General features: G+C 73.4%; 17 protein-coding genes. All 17 read left to right on the top strand.

What is annotated here, in order from left to right; all coding sequences use genetic code 11:
• Positions 1-30: 30 nt before the first annotated feature.
• The 17 genes from prcB (at position 31) to RMN57_RS09915 (ending at position 15992) form a co-directional block, all read left to right on the top strand.
• A complete protein-coding gene (gene prcB / locus RMN57_RS09995; protein ID WP_380235309.1) occupies positions 31-873 on the top strand; it encodes a proteasome subunit beta in 843 nt (280 codons plus the stop codon).
• A 30-nt stretch (positions 874-903) separates the two neighbouring features.
• Positions 904-1662, top strand: coding sequence for a proteasome subunit alpha (gene prcA, locus RMN57_RS09990; protein ID WP_313763039.1), 759 nt, complete (start codon positions 904-906; stop codon positions 1660-1662).
• Between the two features lie 122 nt (positions 1663-1784).
• Positions 1785-3146, top strand: coding sequence for a Pup--protein ligase (gene pafA, locus RMN57_RS09985; RefSeq protein WP_238739914.1), 1362 nt, complete (start codon positions 1785-1787; stop codon positions 3144-3146).
• A 126-nt stretch (positions 3147-3272) separates the two neighbouring features.
• Entirely contained in the window at positions 3273-4259 is a 987-nt protein-coding gene (locus tag RMN57_RS09980) for an FKBP-type peptidyl-prolyl cis-trans isomerase (protein WP_313763038.1), read from the top strand.
• Positions 4260-4607: 348 nt separating this feature from the next.
• Complete coding sequence (locus tag RMN57_RS09975) at positions 4608-5924, top strand: FKBP-type peptidyl-prolyl cis-trans isomerase (RefSeq protein ID WP_313763037.1); 1317 nt, start codon at positions 4608-4610, stop codon at positions 5922-5924.
• 161 nt (positions 5925-6085) lie between these two features.
• Positions 6086-6460 carry an FKBP-type peptidyl-prolyl cis-trans isomerase gene (locus RMN57_RS09970; protein WP_313763036.1) on the top strand — a complete coding sequence of 125 codons (375 nt, stop codon included), beginning with the start codon at positions 6086-6088 and terminating at the stop codon, positions 6458-6460.
• Positions 6461-6638: 178 nt separating this feature from the next.
• On the top strand, positions 6639-7664 hold the full coding sequence (locus RMN57_RS09965) for a WYL domain-containing protein (protein ID WP_313763035.1): 1026 nt from the start codon (positions 6639-6641) through the stop codon (positions 7662-7664).
• A complete protein-coding gene (locus RMN57_RS09960; RefSeq protein WP_313763034.1) occupies positions 7661-8635 on the top strand; it encodes a WYL domain-containing protein in 975 nt (324 codons plus the stop codon). Before RMN57_RS09965 ends, RMN57_RS09960 begins: the two co-directional genes overlap by 4 nt.
• Before the next feature lie 5 nt (positions 8636-8640).
• On the top strand, positions 8641-8871 hold the full coding sequence (locus RMN57_RS09955; protein WP_313763033.1) for a hypothetical protein: 231 nt from the start codon (positions 8641-8643) through the stop codon (positions 8869-8871).
• Between the two features lie 51 nt (positions 8872-8922).
• A complete protein-coding gene (locus tag RMN57_RS09950; RefSeq protein WP_238739908.1) occupies positions 8923-9099 on the top strand; it encodes a hypothetical protein in 177 nt (58 codons plus the stop codon).
• A gap of 237 nt (positions 9100-9336) precedes the next feature.
• Positions 9337-9630: a Sec-independent protein translocase subunit TatA gene (gene tatA, locus RMN57_RS09945; RefSeq protein WP_313763032.1), complete on the top strand. Its 294-nt coding sequence runs from the start codon at positions 9337-9339 to the stop codon at positions 9628-9630.
• 142 nt (positions 9631-9772) lie between these two features.
• A complete protein-coding gene (tatC, locus tag RMN57_RS09940) occupies positions 9773-10663 on the top strand; it encodes a twin-arginine translocase subunit TatC (protein ID WP_380235358.1) in 891 nt (296 codons plus the stop codon).
• 133 nt (positions 10664-10796) lie between these two features.
• Positions 10797-11966, top strand: a complete 1170-nt coding sequence (locus RMN57_RS09935; protein ID WP_313763030.1) for an FAD-binding oxidoreductase — start codon at positions 10797-10799, stop codon at positions 11964-11966.
• Between the two features lie 168 nt (positions 11967-12134).
• Positions 12135-12464 (top strand): (2Fe-2S)-binding protein, encoded by a 330-nt coding sequence (locus RMN57_RS09930; protein WP_313763029.1) that lies wholly within the window; start codon positions 12135-12137, stop codon positions 12462-12464.
• Complete coding sequence (locus tag RMN57_RS09925) at positions 12445-13884, top strand: NAD(P)/FAD-dependent oxidoreductase (protein ID WP_313763028.1); 1440 nt, start codon at positions 12445-12447, stop codon at positions 13882-13884. The genes RMN57_RS09930 and RMN57_RS09925 overlap by 20 nt, the downstream gene beginning before the upstream one ends.
• Before the next feature lie 149 nt (positions 13885-14033).
• Positions 14034-14897, top strand: coding sequence for a dihydrodipicolinate synthase family protein (locus RMN57_RS09920; RefSeq protein WP_255751613.1), 864 nt, complete (start codon positions 14034-14036; stop codon positions 14895-14897).
• A gap of 90 nt (positions 14898-14987) precedes the next feature.
• The gene (locus tag RMN57_RS09915) at positions 14988-15992 is read left to right on the top strand and encodes a proline racemase family protein (RefSeq protein ID WP_313763027.1); all 1005 of its coding nucleotides are present in this window, start codon (positions 14988-14990) and stop codon (positions 15990-15992) included.
• The last annotated feature ends 44 nt before the right edge of the window (positions 15993-16036 follow it).

Below are 16036 nucleotides of genomic sequence, written 5' to 3'. Positions count from 1 at the left end.
ACGCGCTTCAAGCTACCTGGAAGGAATCGTGTGGAAGCCAACACTCGTGGCACCGGGCGTCTACCGGCTGCCTTCCTGACCCCGGGGTCCTCGTCGTTCCTCGACTTCCTGGCCGAGCACCAGCCGGAGCTGATTCCGGGCCGGCGCGGGCTGCCCGAGGGCGTCGTGGTCGAGGCCCCGCACGGGACGACGATCGTCTCCGCGGTGTTCGACGGCGGCGTGGTCCTCGCGGGTGACCGCCGCGCCACCATGGGCAACGTGATCGCCCAGCGCGACATCGAGAAGGTCTTCCCGGCGGACGAGTACAGCGCCGTCGGCATCGCCGGCACCGCCGGCCTCGCGGTCGAGATGGTCCGCCTGTTCCAGCTGGAGCTGGAGCACTACGAGAAGATCGAGGGCACCGTGCTCTCCCTGGAGGGCAAGGCCAACCGCCTCACCACCATGATCCGGGGCAACCTCGGCATGGCGATGCAGGGCCTGGCGGTCGTCCCGCTCTTCGCCGGCTACGACCTGGACCAGGGGCGCGGCCGGATCTTCACCTACGACGTCACCGGCGGCCGCTCCGAGGAGCGCGGGTTCGCCGCCACCGGCTCGGGCTCGGTCTTCGCCCGCGGCTCGATGAAGAAGCTCTACCGCGACGACCTGACGGCCGAGCAGGCCGCCACCCTGGTCGTCCAGGCGCTCTACGACGCGGCCGACGACGACTCCGCCACCGGCGGACCGGACCTCGCCCGCAAGATCTTCCCGATCGTCTCGCTGATCACCGAGGACGGCTTCCGCCGCCTCACCGAGGCCGAGGTCTCGGAGATCGCGGTCTCCATCACCAACGAGCGCCTCACGCACCCCAACGGCCCGCAGGCCCCGCTGCTCTAGCCACACCTACCAAGGAAGGGACGACCGCCGGTGTCGACACCGTTCTACGTCTCGCCCCAGCAGGCCATGGCGGACCGCGCGGAGTACGCCCGCAAGGGCATCGCGCGCGGTCGCAGCGTGGTCGTGCTCACCTACGCCGACGGCATCGTCTTCGTCGCCGAGAACACCTCCCGGGCGCTCCACAAGGTCTCCGAGATCTACGACAAGATCGCCTTCGCGGCGGTCGGCCGGTACAACGAGTTCGAGAACCTGCGCATCGGCGGCGTCCGCTACGCCGACCTGCGCGGCTACTCCTACGACCGGGCCGACGTCACCGCCCGGGGTCTGGCCAACGTCTACGCCCAGACGCTCGGCACCATCTTCTCCTCGGTCGGCGAGAAGCCGTACGAGGTGGAGCTGATCGTGGCCGAGGTCGGCCGCACCCCCGACGAGGACCAGATCTACCGGCTCACGCCGGACGGCTCGGTCGTCGACGAGAAGAACCACGTCGTGGTGGGCGGCAACGCCGACTCGATCGGCAATTACCTGGGGCAGCGCCACCGCAGCGGGCTCTCGCTGACCGAGGCGGTCAAGGTCGCCGTGGACTCCCTCGCCCGGGACCCGAACGGCAGCACCCCGCGCACCCTCACCCCCGAACAGCTGGAGGTGGCGGTGCTGGACCGCCAGCGCTTCCAGCAGCGCAAGTTCAAGCGGATCCTGGGCGGCCAGCTCGCCCGGCTGCTCGACGGCGACCAGTCCGCCGAGACGGACGACGAGGAGAAGCCGGCGGCCGGAGGGCCGTCGGACTAGCAGTACCCGGCGAGTCCCGTACGGCGGCGGTCCGCCGGCGTACGGGACTCCGGTGCCCCTGCGGCGGCCGGCACGGCGTCGCGGAGGCGGTTTCGGACAGCTCCCATCTAGGAGGACGCCTCATGGACCGCCGGATCTTCGGGCTGGAGAACGAGTACGGCGTCACCTGCACGTTCCGCGGGCAGCGGCGGCTGTCGCCGGACGAGGTGGCACGGTACCTCTTCCGCCGTGTTGTCTCCTGGGGCCGTAGCAGCAACGTGTTCCTGCGCAACGGTGCCCGGCTCTACCTCGACGTCGGCTCCCACCCCGAGTACGCCACCCCCGAGTGCGACGACGTCGTCGAGCTGGTGACGCACGACAAGGCCGGCGAGCGCATCCTCGAAGGCCTCCTGGTGGACGCCGAGCGGCGGCTGCACGAGGAGGGCATCGCGGGGGACGTCTACCTCTTCAAGAACAACACCGACTCGGCCGGCAACTCCTACGGCTGCCACGAGAACTACCTGGTGGCCCGGCACGGCGAGTTCTCCCGGCTGGCGGACGTCCTGATCCCGTTCCTGGTGACCAGGCAGCTGATCTGCGGCGCCGGCAAGGTGCTGCAGACCCCGCGCGGCGCGGTCTACTGCGTCAGCCAGCGCGCCGAGCACATCTGGGAGGGCGTGAGCTCGGCGACCACCCGCTCCCGCCCGATCATCAACACCCGCGACGAGCCGCACGCAGACGCCGAGCGCTACCGCCGGCTGCACGTCATCGTCGGCGACTCCAACATGTCGGAGACCACCACGCTGCTCAAGGTGGGCGCCACCGACCTGGTGCTGCGGCTGATCGAGGCCGGGGTGGTGATGCGCGACCTCACGCTGGAGAACCCGATCCGGGCGATCCGCGAGGTCAGCCACGACCTCACCGGCACCCACCAGGTCCGGCTCGCCAACGGCCGGGAGGCCAGCGCGCTGGACATCCAGGAGGAGTACTTCACCAAGGCGCTGGAGTTCGCCGACCGCAAGGGCATCAACACCGGGACCATCGCCCGGGTGCTGGACCTCTGGGGCCGCACCCTGGAGGCGGTCCGCACCGAGCGGCTCGACGGGGTGGCCGGCGAGATCGACTGGATCATGAAGTACAAGCTCATCGAGCGCTACCGCGAGAAGCACCAGATGAGCATGTCCAACCCGCGGATCGCCCAGATCGACCTCGCGTACCACGACATCCACCGCCGGCGCGGGCTGTTCTACCTGCTCCAGGGCAAGGGCCAGGCGCAGCGGGTGACCACCGACCTCAAGACCTTCGAGGCCAAGTCGATCCCCCCGCAGACCACCCGGGCCCGGCTGCGCGGGGACTTCATCCGCCGGGCGCAGGAGCAGCGCCGGGACTTCACGGTGGACTGGGTCCACCTGAAGCTGAACGACCAGGCGCAGCGGACGGTGCTGTGCAAGGACCCGTTCCGCTCGGTGGACGAGCGGGTGGAGAAGCTGATCGCCGGGATGTGATCCCCGCGGGACTGTGATCTTCGTCGGCGCCGGGCCCCGGTGGTGTCTACCGGGGCCCGGCGCCGCCTGGGCATACGCTGTCGGTCGAGTCCGGAGAGTCGACTACGACCGACAGTTAGGAACGCCGTGCGCCGCACCGCCGGTTTGCTTCTCACCCTGCCCCTGCTCCTGGCGGTCGCCTGCAGCAGCTCCACCAAGGCGACCAGCCCGGCGACACCCACTTCGCCCACCGCGGCCCCCACCGTGCCCTCGCCGGTGTCCGAGGCCTCGCCGATGCCGACCGTGTCGGGCGGCGGGTTCGGGAGCAAGGCCACGATCACCATCCCCGACGGACCGCCGAGCGGCCAGTTCGTCGTCAACACCGTGAGCGAGGGCGACCGCTCCACGGTGAACAAGGGCGACTGGGTGACGGTGAACTACACCGCCAAGGACTGGACGACCGGCAAGGACCTGCCGAGCTCCTACGACGCGGGCGGCAAGCCGCAGCTCTACCAGGCGGGCAGCGGCCAGCTGGTGCCGGCGTTCGACCAGAGCGTGATCGGCAAGAAGGTCGGCAGCCGGCTGCTGGTGGTGGCCCCGCCGGCCGCGGCCTTCGGCGAACAGGGCAACACCCAGCTCGGCGTCGGCCCCGGGGACACCGTGGTGTTCGTGCTGGACATCATGGAGAGCCTGCCGCCGGACTCCACCCTCTCCGGGACGATGACGCAGCCGCCGCCGACCATGCCGCAGGTGAAGGACAACGGGAAGGCCCCCGTGACCATCACCATCCCGCCCGGCCAGCCCGCGCCGACCGAGCTCCAGCAGGCCGTGCTGATCAAGGGCGAGGGCAAGCAGGTGAAGGCCGGGCAGACCCTGGTCGTGCAGTACACCGGGGTGCTCTGGAGCAACGGCCAGCAGTTCGACTCGTCCTGGAGCCACGGCGGCGCGCAGGCGCTGCAGATCGGCACCGGCAGCGTGATCGAGGGCTGGGACAAGGGCCTGGTGGGCCAGACCGTCGGCAGCCGGGTGGAGCTGGTGGTGCCGCCGGCGCTCGGCTACAAGGACCAGGCGCAGGGCGCGGTGCCGGCGAACTCGACGCTGGTGTTCGTGATCGACATCCTTGAGGCGGTCTAGGCCTCTCGGGGCCGCGGGGTCGGGATTGCGGCAGGGGCGGGACGCCCGGGCGGTTCGGGATTGCGGCGCGGTCGGGACGCCCGGGCGGTCCAGGACCCGCGGGGTTGTTGACCGCGCGCCCGGCAAGATCCGAAAGAGAGGGTCTAGGAGCGGCGGGTGGGATTCCGTACGCTTGGGCGGGCGCTCGCACACGGAAGCGTCCGCCCTCATCCTGACCTGTCATACTGCCCTCGCACTGTGGTAGGCGCCGCCGGCGTCCGGGTCCCGGGCGGCAGTGCGACAGCACCCCGGCGCTCACCACGCCGGCCGTAGACCTCGAAGACCTCGTGGCGAGATGGATGGGGAGTCATGTCTGAGAATGCGTCGAGCCCGGGCGGGGCCGGCACCGCGAACGGGAACTCCTCCGGGGACCCGGCCGACTCGCGTCCCGGCGGCCCGCTGCCCGGCGACGGCGAGTCGATCGTCGTACCGCCGTCGATCCTGAAGCAGCAGGCCGGCTGGGCGCAGCCCGGCCAGAGCCAGCCGTCGGCGGGCGCGACGAAGACCGAGGACACCCCGCAGATCTTCGCGTCCAACGTGCGCCGCCAGGAGAACTCGGAGGCCGGGTACGACGAGAACCCGCCCGGCGTCGGCAAGCTGGGTGTGATCCTCGGCACCGTGCTCACCCTGCTGCTGGTCGGCAGCGGCGTCACGCTGTACCTGGTGAACAAGGACGGCGGCGACTCGAAGTCCGACACCGCGGCCAAGCCCGACGCGGTGAAGACCGCGCCGGCCACGCCGACCGCCGACCCCGTCCCGCCGATCAAGGACAGCGCCAAGGTGCTGCCGACGATCACCGGCGAGTTCGGCAAGAAGGCCGGCATCGAGGTGCCCGGCGAGCAGGCCGACGGCAGCTTCGTGGTGAAGGTCCTCTCCGAGGGCAGCGGCGCCAAGGTCGAGAAGAACTCCTGGGCCTCGGTCGACTACACCGCCAAGGACTGGAACACCGGCAAGGACATCCCCAGCTCGTACGACGAGAAGGGCAAGCCGCAGATCTTCCAGGCCGGCACCGACGCGCTGATCCCGGCGCTGGACCAGGCCGTGCTCGGCAAGAAGGCCGGCAGCCGGCTGCTCGTGGTGGCCCCGCCGGCCGCCGCGTTCGGCGCCCAGGGCAACCCGAGCATGTCGATCGGGGCCAAGGACAACCTGGTCTTCGTCATCGACATCCGCAACGCCAACGCGCCCGACGCCGTGGTCGGCGGCACCGTCACCCCGCCGCCCGCGGACTTCCCGCAGGTGAAGGACAACGGCAAGAAGCCGGCCGAGATCACCCCGGTGAAGGGCGCCGCCGAGCCGACCGAGCTCAAGAGCCACGTCCTGATCAAGGGCACCGGCCCCAAGGTGGAGAAGGGCGAGAAGGTCGTCGTCCAGTACACCGGTGCCCTCTTCAAGGACGGCAAGGTCTTCGACTCCTCGCTGAGCAAGGGCCAGGCGTTCTCCTTCCCGGTGGGCGGCGGCCAGGTCATCGCCGGCTGGGACCAGGGCCTGGAGGGCCAGACCGTCGGCAGCCGCGTCGAGCTGGTCATCCCCGCCGCGCTGGCGTACGGCGACAAGGGCCAGGGCGACATCCCGGCCAACTCCACCCTGGTGTTCGTGGTCGACATCCTGGATGCGGGTCAGGGCTGATCCACTTTCGAGGGACAATGGTCCGCGTGTGACCTTCGGGCTCGGCCGCGTGGCCTGAGTCCGGACGGGCGGCGGGCGCCCGTACCGTGGTCCGGGAACGGACCGGGTGCGGGCGCCCGCCGCTTGGTCATGGATGGAACCGAAACCGAGAAGAGGCAGTTGTGAGCAACAAGACGAAGCCGGAGATCGACTTCCCGGGCGGCGACGCCCCGACCGAGCTCCAGATCCGCGACATCGAGGTCGGCACCGGCGAGGAGGCCAAGCCGGGCCAGGTCGTCGAGGTGCACTACGTCGGTGTCACCTTCGAGACCGGCGAGGAGTTCGACGCCAGCTGGAACCGCAACAGCACCTTCAAGTTCCCGCTCGGCGCCGGCCGCGTCATCAAGGGCTGGGACCAGGGCGTCGTCGGCATGAAGGTCGGCGGTCGCCGCGAGCTGGTCATCCCGGCGAAGCTGGGCTACGGCGCGCAGTCGCCGACCCCGGCCATCCCGGCCAACTCGACGCTGATCTTCGTCGTCGACCTGATCGCCGTCTGACCCGGTCCCGACCGGTCGCGAGCGAGGGCCGCACCCCCCTGCCGGGGGTGCGGCCCCACGCGTTTGCGGACTCGGCTTTTGCAGTGCGTACCGCTACCGGTACGGTCGGTCCCGCCGGGTCGAGGACCGCCCGGCGGGCGCACCCCGCGCGCGGCGCGGCACACCGGAAGGGTCAGCGATGGCGATCGCCAAGGCAGAGCGGCTGATGAATCTCGCCCTGTGCCTGATGAACACCAGACGGCCGCTCTCCAAGAAGGAGCTGCGGGAGTCCATCGAGGCCTACCGCGAAGCCTGGCAGAGCAGCAGCGAGGACGCCTTCAACCGGATGTTCGAGCGCGACAAGGACGACCTGCGCGAGCTCGGCCTGGTCATCGACGTCGACGAGAACGCCCTGGACGGCGAGCTCGGCTACCTCGCCCGCGCGGACCGCAACCGCCTGCCCGAGATCGCCCTGGACGCCGAGGAGGCCGCCGCGCTCACCCTGGCCGCCCGGGTCTGGCAGCAGGCCAAGATGTCCGGCGCGGCCAGCGGCGCCCTGCAGAAGCTGCGCGCCGCCGGCGTGCCCTTCACCGAGCCCGAGGGCCGCACCGCCCTGGAGCCGCGCATCCCCGCCCGCGAGGCCGCCTTCGAGCCGCTGCTCACCGCCGCCCGCGACCGCCGCCCGGTCACCTTCGAGTACCGCAAGGCCGGGGCCGCCGCCGTCGAGCAGCGCGCCGTCGAGCCCTGGGCGCTGGAGTGCTGGCGCGGCCACTGGTACCTGGCCGGCTGGGACCGCGACCGCGGCGACGCCCGCGTCTTCCGGCTCAGCCGGATCACCGGCAAGGTCCGCGCCCGCTCCGGCGCCTTCCTCGGCACCGTCCCCGAGCACGTCGACGTCCGTGCCACGGTGGCCAAGTTCGCCGGCGAGGGCGCCACCGCCACCGCCGCGGTACGGGTCCGCCGGGACGCCGGCTTCCCGCTGCGCACCAAGGCGCTGAGCTCCCGGCGGGTCGACGGGACCTGGGACGAACTGGAGATCCCCTACGGCAACGGGCTCGGCGCCGACCTCGCCGAGTTCGGCCCGGACGTGCTGGTGCTCGGTCCGGAGGAGCTGCGCGCCGACGTGATCGAGCGGCTGCGCGCGGTCGCCGGCGTGGCGGTGGACGGGGCCGCCACGGCCGAGGGGGCCGCCGCGGTTGACGGTGTCGAAGGAGTACGGGCATGAGCAACGCGATCGACCAGACCCGGCGGATGCTGTCGCTGGTCACCTACCTGCGTGAGCGCCCCGGCGCCGAGGTGGCCGAGGTGGCCCGCGCCTTCGGCATCACCGAGCGCGAGCTGATCGGCGACCTCAACGTGCTGCCGATGTGCGGCACCAGCTTCCGCGGCGGCGACCTGCTCGACATCGACACCGACGGCGAGCGGATCTGGTGGCACAACGTCGACGACGTCGCCCAGCCGCTGCGGCTGGCCGCCGACGAGGCGACCGCGCTGCTGGTGGCCGCCCGTGCGGTGGCCGGCCTGCCCGGCCTGCGCGCCGGCGACCGGGAGGCGCTCACCCGCGCCGTCGCCAAGATCGAGAACGCGGCCGGCGACAGTGCCGAGGGCAGCGCCCGGGTCGGCGTCACCTTCGAGGCCGAGAGCCACGTCTTCGCCGACATCGACCGTGCGCTCAGCGAGGGCCGCCGGCTCTGGCTGCGCTACTACTCGCACGGCCGCGGCGGCATGACCGAGCGCGAGGTCGACCCGATCCGGCTGCTCACCGAGGGGCACACCTACCTGGAGGCCTGGTGCCGGACCTCCGAGGACCACCGGATGTTCCGGCTCGACCGGGTCGCCGAGATCAAGGTCCTGGACGTCCCCTCCGACCCGCCGAAGCGCGAGCCGCGCGACCTCTCCGGCGGGCTGGTGAACCCGTCCGCCGACGACCCCGAGGTGGTCGTCGAGGTCACCTCCGGCGGGCGCTGGGTCGCCGAGTACTACACCCACGACCGCGCCGAGGAGCTGCCCGACGGCGGCCTGCGGATCACCCTGCGCAGCGCCGACCCCTCCCAGCTTCGCCCGCTGGCGCTGCGGCTGGGCCGGGACGGGCGGATCGTCTCGCCGCCGGAGCTCGCGGAGCAGGCGCGCGCGGCCGCGCAGGAGGCGCTGGCGGCCTACGGCGAGCCGCCGGCCGCCGCGGCGGGTCTGGTCTGAGCCCCGTGGAGCCGGGGACCAGGTTCAAGGTGTACTGCTCCGAGTGCCGGGAGAAGGTCGAGCTGCCCGCGGAGGAGTTCCGCCTCACGCTCGGCCGCACCCCGGCACAGGCGCACTACAGCTTCGGCTGCCCGCTCTGCGGGGCCTCGGTGCGCAAGCCGGCGGGGGAGAAGATCGTCACGGCGCTGACCGGGGCCGGGGTGCGGACGATGCGGCTGGTGCCGGCCGAGGGCTGAGGCCCGCCGCGGGGACCCGGCGGCCGGGCCCGGGTCGATAGGGTGGTGGGCATGTCCTGGATGCTCGTCGCCGCCGTCCTGCTCGTCACCGCCGGTCTGATGGTCCTCGGCGTCCTCGCGATCCGGCTCTGGCTGGACGTACGGGCGCTGGCGAAGGGGGTGGACACCGCCTCGCGCGCGCTGGCCGAGGCGGCCGGGGACCTTGCCGCGGCGGTGCCCCAGCGCTGACCGGCCGGCCGGCCGGCCGGCCGCGCCCGACGTGGCGCCCGGCACATCGGGAGCCCGGGGGGTGCCGGGGGCTGCTGCCGACGGCGTAGGGCGCGTTACGCTCTCAGTTGGCTCCTGTGCCTTGCGACCGGGGCCGCTGTCCTGTTCGGGCGGCCGTCGTCAGGGCGTTACCCGCCGCGGTTACCATCCCCGCAGCGGGCGGCCCGCCGGTGCCGCCGTGACTGAAGGTGGTCGAGTATGCGGGTCTCGGGGACCGCGATCCTGGTGATCGTGGTTTTTGCCATTGTGCTCTTCGGCGCGAAGCGACTGCCCGAGCTGGCGCGCTCGCTCGGCCAGTCGATGCGGATCCTCAAGAGCGAGGCCAAGGCGATGAAGTCCGACGGCGCCGCCGAACCGGCCGCGCCGGCCCAGGGAGCGCCCGCGGTCACCGACGCCGCGCCGGCGAAGACCATCCAGGCCGCGCCGGGGGCGGCCGCGACCGCCCGGCCGGTGAACGAGCAGGCCGCCGGGGACGCCGGCCGACCGCAGTGAGCGGTATCCGCCGTACCCGGGAACGGGTGCCGCACGCGACCACGGAGGCCCGTCGACCGGCGGGCCTCGACGCACGAGTTGAGGACCGGGGTTGAGCAAGCTCTCCAAGGCGTCGAAGGCGCCCAAGGATCCCGAGGGGCGGATGGCCCTCGCCGACCACCTGCGGGAACTGCGGAACCGCGTGGTCAAGTCGGTCCTGGTGATCGTGGTGTTCACGATCGTCGCGCTGATCTTCCACAAGCACATCGAGTCGGTCCTGCTGAAGCCGATTCCGCAGTGCGACCCCGACGACCCCACGAAGTACGGGGGCCGCTGCGCGCAGGTCTCCACCGTCGGCCTCACCGCCGGTTTCAACTGGATGCTGAAGGTCGCGCTGACGGCCGGCGTGGTCGCCGCCGTGCCGGTCTGGCTCTACCAGCTCTGGGCCTTCGTGGCGCCCGGTCTGCACAAGCACGAGCGCAAGTACACGATGATCTTCATGGCCTGCGGCGCGCCGCTGTTCCTGGCCGGCGTGGGCTGCGCGTTCCTGGTGATGCCGACCACGGTCGAGGTGCTGATCTCGTTCGCCCCGACCGAGACGACCCCGATCCTGCCGCCCGACGACTACTTCGACATCGCCACCCGGATGGTGCTGGTCTTCGGCCTCGCCTTCGAGTTCCCGCTGCTGCTGGTGATGCTGAACGTCGTCGGCATGGTCACCGGGAAGCGGCTGCTCGGCTGGTGGCGCGGCATGGTGATGGCGATCACCGTGTTCGCCGCCTTCGCCACGCCGAGCGCCGAGCCGGTCAGCATGCTGGTGATGGCGGCGCCGATCTGGGCGCTGTACTTCGTTGCCGTCGGCATCGCGCTCTTCAACGACAAGCGCAGGGCGCGCCGCAACCCCGACCTCGCGCTGGACGACGAGGAGGCCTCGCACCTGGACCTCTCGGTGCAGTCGGTGAGCGGGCCCGAGGCCGTGGAGGCGTCGGCGGCCCCGGTGGCGAGCGCACCGGTCCCGGCCGCGCGGCACGAGCAGATGGACGACATCACCTGAGCCGCCGTCCGAGAAGCTGAACCGTCCTGAGGCCCCGGCCCGCCGCACCCCGGCGGGCCGGGGCCTCTGCATGCGCGCGCCCGTCCGGCGGGGCGGTCTTGGCAGGCGAGATGGCATGTGACATATTACTGTCGTGTCCAAGCCTCAGAGACCTTCCCCGGACGTCGTCGTGGTCGGCGCCGGAGTGGTCGGCGCCGCCTGCGCCTACTACGCCGCCCGCGCCGGGCTCGCCGTCGCCGTGGTCGACCGCGGTCCGGTGGCCGGCGGCACCACCGGCGCCGGCGAGGGCAACCTGCTGGTCTCCGACAAGGAGCCCGGCCCCGAGCTCGACCTCGCCCTGCTCTCCACCCGGCTCTGGCTCGACCTGGCCGAGGAGCTCGGCGAGGCGATGGAGTACGAGCCCAAGGGCGGCCTCGTGGTGGCCGCCACGCCCGCCCGGCAGGACGCCCTGCGCGCCTTCGCCGCCGAGCAGGCCGGGGTCGGGGTCGTCGCCGAGGAGATCCCCGGCGAGCGGCTGCACGAGCTGGAGCCGCACCTCGCCCCCGGGCTGGCCGGCGGCTTCCACTACCCGCAGGACGCCCAGGTCCAGCCCGCGCTGGCCGCCGCCCACCTGCTCCGCGCCGCCCGCCGGGCCGGTGCCGCGCTCCACACCGGCGAGACCGTCCGCGAGCTGGTGACCGGCCCGGACGGCGCCGTGCGGGGCGTGGTGACCGACCGGCTGCGGCTGGCCGCGCCGGCCGTGGTCAACGCGGCCGGCACCTGGGGCGGCGAGCTGGCCGCGCTGGCCGGGGTGCACCTGCCGGTGCTGCCGCGGCGCGGATTCGTCCTGGTCACCGAGCCGCTGCCGCGGATCGTCCGGCGCAAGGTCTACGCCGCGGACTACGTCGCGGACGTGGCCAGCGGCTCGGCCGCGCTGCAGACCTCGGCGGTGGTGGAGGGGACGCCGGGCGGGCCGGTGCTGATCGGCGCCAGCCGGGAGCGGGTCGGCTTCGACCGGACGATGTCGGTGGAGGTGCTGCACCGGCTGGCCGCCCAGGCGGCGGCACTGTTCCCGGTACTCGCCGAGGTCTCCGTGCTGCGCGCCTACCGGGGATTCCGGCCCTACCTGCCGGACCACCTGCCCGCGATCGGCGCGGACCCGCGGGTGCCCGGGCTGTACCACGCCTGCGGCCACGAGGGCGCGGGCATCGGGCTCGCCCCGGCGACGGGGCTGCTGATCACCGAGCAGCTCACCGGCAAGCAGCCGGAGCTGGACCTCGCCCCCTTCCGGGCCGACCGCTTCCCGGCGGCGGCCCCGGCCTGAGCTCCGGCCTGAGCTCCGGCCTGAGCTCCGCGGAGCGCGGAGGGCGCACTGCGGAGTGCCGGGCGGGGCGACGGGGCCCGGCGGGCGGCGCCCGGCCGGTGCGGAGCCCGACGCGGCGGGGCGACCGGAACGATCGAACAGTGGACCTTCGGAATGGAGAACGCGCGGATGAACCCGCCCAATCGGCGCCGGACCCCGGCCGCCCTGGTCGGGGCGGAGCCCGGCCCCGCCCACACCATCGAGTTCGACGGCCGGCCCGTCCCCGCGCTGCCCGGGCAGACGATCGCCGCCGCGCTCTGGGCCGACGGCGTGCTGGCCTGGCGCACCACCCGGGTCGGCGGCAGGCCGCGCGGGGCGTTCTGCGGGATCGGCGTCTGCTTCGACTGCCTGGCCACCGTCGACGGGCGCCCCAACCAGCGCACCTGCCTGCTGCCGGCCGAGCCCGGCACCACCGTCACCACCCAGGAGGGCAACGGCCGTGCCGACCTCGCCGTCTGACGCCCCCCGCCCCGGCGGCCCCGGGTACGACCTCGCCGTGATCGGCGCCGGCCCGGCCGGCCTCGCCGCGGCCGTGACCGCCGCCGACCTCGGCCTGCGCTGCGCCCTGCTCGACGCGGGCGCGCGCACCGGCGGCCAGTTCTACCGCCACCCCGCGCCCGGCCTCGGCGCCGCCCGCCCCGAGCGGCTGCACCACGCGTGGTCCGCGTACACCGGCCTCGCCGACCGGCTCGCCGCGCACCGTGAGGCCGGCCGGGTCGACCTGCTCGGCAACCACCAGGTCTGGGCGCTGGAGCGCGCGGGCGACACGGCGTGGGCCGTGCACGCCACCCTCGGCCCCGGTGCCGACGACCGGGCGACCGTCCGGGCCGGCGCCGTGCTGCTCGCCACCGGCGCGTACGAGCGGCAGCTGCCGTTCCCCGGCTGGACGCTGCCCGGGGTGGTCACCGCCGGCGGCGCCCAGGCCATGCTCAAGTCCGGGCTGGTCCTGCCCGGCCGCCGGATCGTGGTGGCCGGCAGCGGTCCGCTGCTGCTCGCGGCGGCCTCCTCGCTGGTCACCGCCGGGGCCGAGGTGCCCGCCGTGGTCGAGGCGACGAACTACCTCGGCTACGCCCGGCGCCCGCACGTGCTGGCCGGCGTCCCGGCCAAGCTCGCCGAGGGCCTCGTGCACGGCACGGCGTTCCTGCGCCACCGCGTCCGGCTGCGCCGCCGCGCCGCCGTCGTCGAGGCCCACGGGACCGACCGGGTCACCGGGGTCACCATCGCCAGGCTGGACGCCCGGTGGCGGCCGGTGCCCGGCACCGAGAAGCGGATCGAGTGCGACGCGCTCGCGGTCGGCCACGGCCTGCTGCCGCAGATCGAGCTCGCCACCGAGGCCGGCGCCGAGACGGTGGCCGGGCCCGACGGCGCGGTCGCGCTGAAGGTCGACGCCGGGCTGCGCACCACCGTCCCCGGGCTCTGGGCGGCCGGCGAGACCTGCGGGGTCGGCGGCGCCGACCTGGCGATCGCCGAGGGCGAGCTGGCCGCGCACGCGGTGGCCGGGGCCACTGCGCGCGGTTCGGTGCTCCGGCGCCGCGCCCGGCTGCGGGCCTTCGCCGACCTGATGGCGGCGGCCCACCGGCCCGGCCCCGGCTGGACCGGCTGGCTGCGGCCGGACACCGACGTCTGCCGCTGCGAGGAGGTCCCCGCCGCCGCGATCACCGAGGCGGTCGAGGAGCTCGGCGCCGGCGACGCGCGGACCGTCAAGCTGCTCACCCGGGCCGGGATGGGCTGGTGCCAGGGCCGGATGTGCGGCCCGGCGGTGGCCTGCCTCTCCGGCATGTCGGGGGAGCCCCGGGCGGACAGCCGTCCCCTGTCCTGCCCGGTGCCGCTGGCGCAGCTGGCGGCGGGAGCCGCCGGGCCGGCCGGCGACGGCGCGTGAGCCCGGACCGGCCGTGAACCCGCGGTTCCGAAGCCGCGCGGCGGGGACTCTTGTCTCCGCTCGCGCGGTCCAATAAAATGTCACACCTCACCAAGGAGTCACCTGTGTCCCACACCCCGCACGACACCACCCGGCCCTGGCGCGGCATCATGGTCGCCACCACGATCCCGCTGCGCGACGACCTCTCCGTCGACTACGACGCCTACGCCGAGCACGTCCGCTGGCTGATCGACTCGGGCTGCGACGGCGTCGTACCGAACGGCTCGCTGGGCGAGTACCAGACCCTCACCGCCGAGGAGCGCGCCCGGATCGTCGAGGTCGCGGTCGAGGCCGCGGGCGACGGCTCGCGCGTCATGCCCGGCGTCGCCGCCTACGGCAGCGCGGAGTCCCGCCGCTGGGCCGAGCAGGCCGCCGAGGCCGGCGCCGGCTCCGTCCTGCTGCTGCCGCCGAACGCCTACCGCGCCGACCACGACGCCGTCCGCGCCCACTACGCCGAGGTGGCCAAGGCCGGCGTGCCGATCGTCGCCTACAACAACCCGATCGACACCAAGGTCGACCTCGTCCCCGCGCTGCTCGCCCAGCTGCACGGCGAGGGCTCGATCGTCGCGGTCAAGGAGTTCAGCGGCGACGTCCGCCGGGCCTACGAGATCGCCGAGCTGGCCCCGGGCCTCGACCTGCTGATCGGCGCCGACGACGTGCTGCTGGAGCTGGCGCTGGCCGGCGCGGTCGGCTGGATCGCCGGCTACCCGAACGCGCTGCCCGAGGCGAGCGTCGCCCTCTACCGCGCCGCCGTCGCGCACGAGCTGGAGACCGCGCTGCCGCTCTACAAGGCACTGCACTCGCTGCTGCGCTGGGACTCCAAGACCGAGTTCGTCCAGGCGATCAAGCTCTCCATGGACATCGCCGGCCGCCGCGGCGGTCCGACCCGGGCGCCGCGCCTGCCGCTCACCCCGGAGATCGAGGCGGCCGTCCGCGCCGCCACCGAGAAGGCGCTCGCCGAGGGTCTCGCGTAGTCCCCGCCCGGCGTCACCGAGGTAAGGCCGGCTGCGGGGGCAGCCGGCCCGGCCCACCACCCCACCACCCCCGATGGGAGCAGTAGCCGCATGCGCAGCCGCCATGTGTTCCATGCCGTCGACTCGCACACCGAGGGCATGCCGACCCGGGTCGTGACCGGCGGGTTCGGAGTCATCCCGGGCGCCACCATGGCCGAGCGCCGGGTGCACTTCCAGCAGCACCTGGACCACTTCCGCACCCTGCTGATGTACGAGCCGCGCGGCCACGCGGCGATGAGCGGCGCGATCCTGCAGCCGCCCACCCGCCCGGACGCCGACTTCGGCGTGCTCTACATCGAGGTGTCCGGCCTGCTGCCGATGTGCGGCCACGGCACCATCGGCGTCGCCACCGTGCTGGTCGAGACCGGCATGGTGCCGGTGGTCGAGCCGGTCACCACCGTCCGGCTGGACACGCCCGCGGGCCTGGTGATCGCCGACGTCCGGGTCGAGAACGGCGCCGCCACCGCGGTGACCATCCGCAACGTGCCCTCCTACTCGGTCTCGCTGGAGAACAAGATCGAGGTGCCCGGCTACGGCACGGTCGGCTACGACCTCGCCTACGGCGGCAACTTCTACGCCATCCTGCCGCTCGCCGAGTTCGGCCTGCCCTTCGAGCGCGAGCGCAAGCAGGAGATCCTCGACGCCGGCCTGGCCCTGATGGACGCCATCAACGCCGGCCCCGACCGGCCGGTGCACCCGGAGGACCCCTCCATCCACAGCTGCCACCACGTCCAGCTGCTCGCCCCCGGCTCCACCGCCGAGCACTCCCGGCACGCGATGGCCATCCACCCCGGCTGGTTCGACCGCTCGCCCTGCGGCACCGGCACCTCCGCCCGGATGGCCCAGCTGCACGCGCGCGGCGAGCTCCCGATCGGGCGGGACTTCCGCAACGACTCGTTCATCGGGACCACCTTCATCGGCCGCCTGGTCGAGGAGACCGAGGTCGCCGGCCGGCCGGCCGTCGTCCCCACCGTCACCGGGCGGGCGTGGATCACCGGCACCGCCCAGTACTTCCTCGACCCGAGCGACCCGTTCCCGGCCGGCTTCCTGCTCTGACACCCACCACCCCCGTTCGAAACCCACCGAAGGGCAGCCCTGCT

Source organism: Kitasatospora sp. CM 4170, assembly GCF_032110285.1.
Lineage (GTDB): Bacteria > Actinomycetota > Actinomycetes > Streptomycetales > Streptomycetaceae > Kitasatospora > Kitasatospora aburaviensis.
This window is presented reverse-complemented; position numbering and strand designations above follow the sequence as displayed.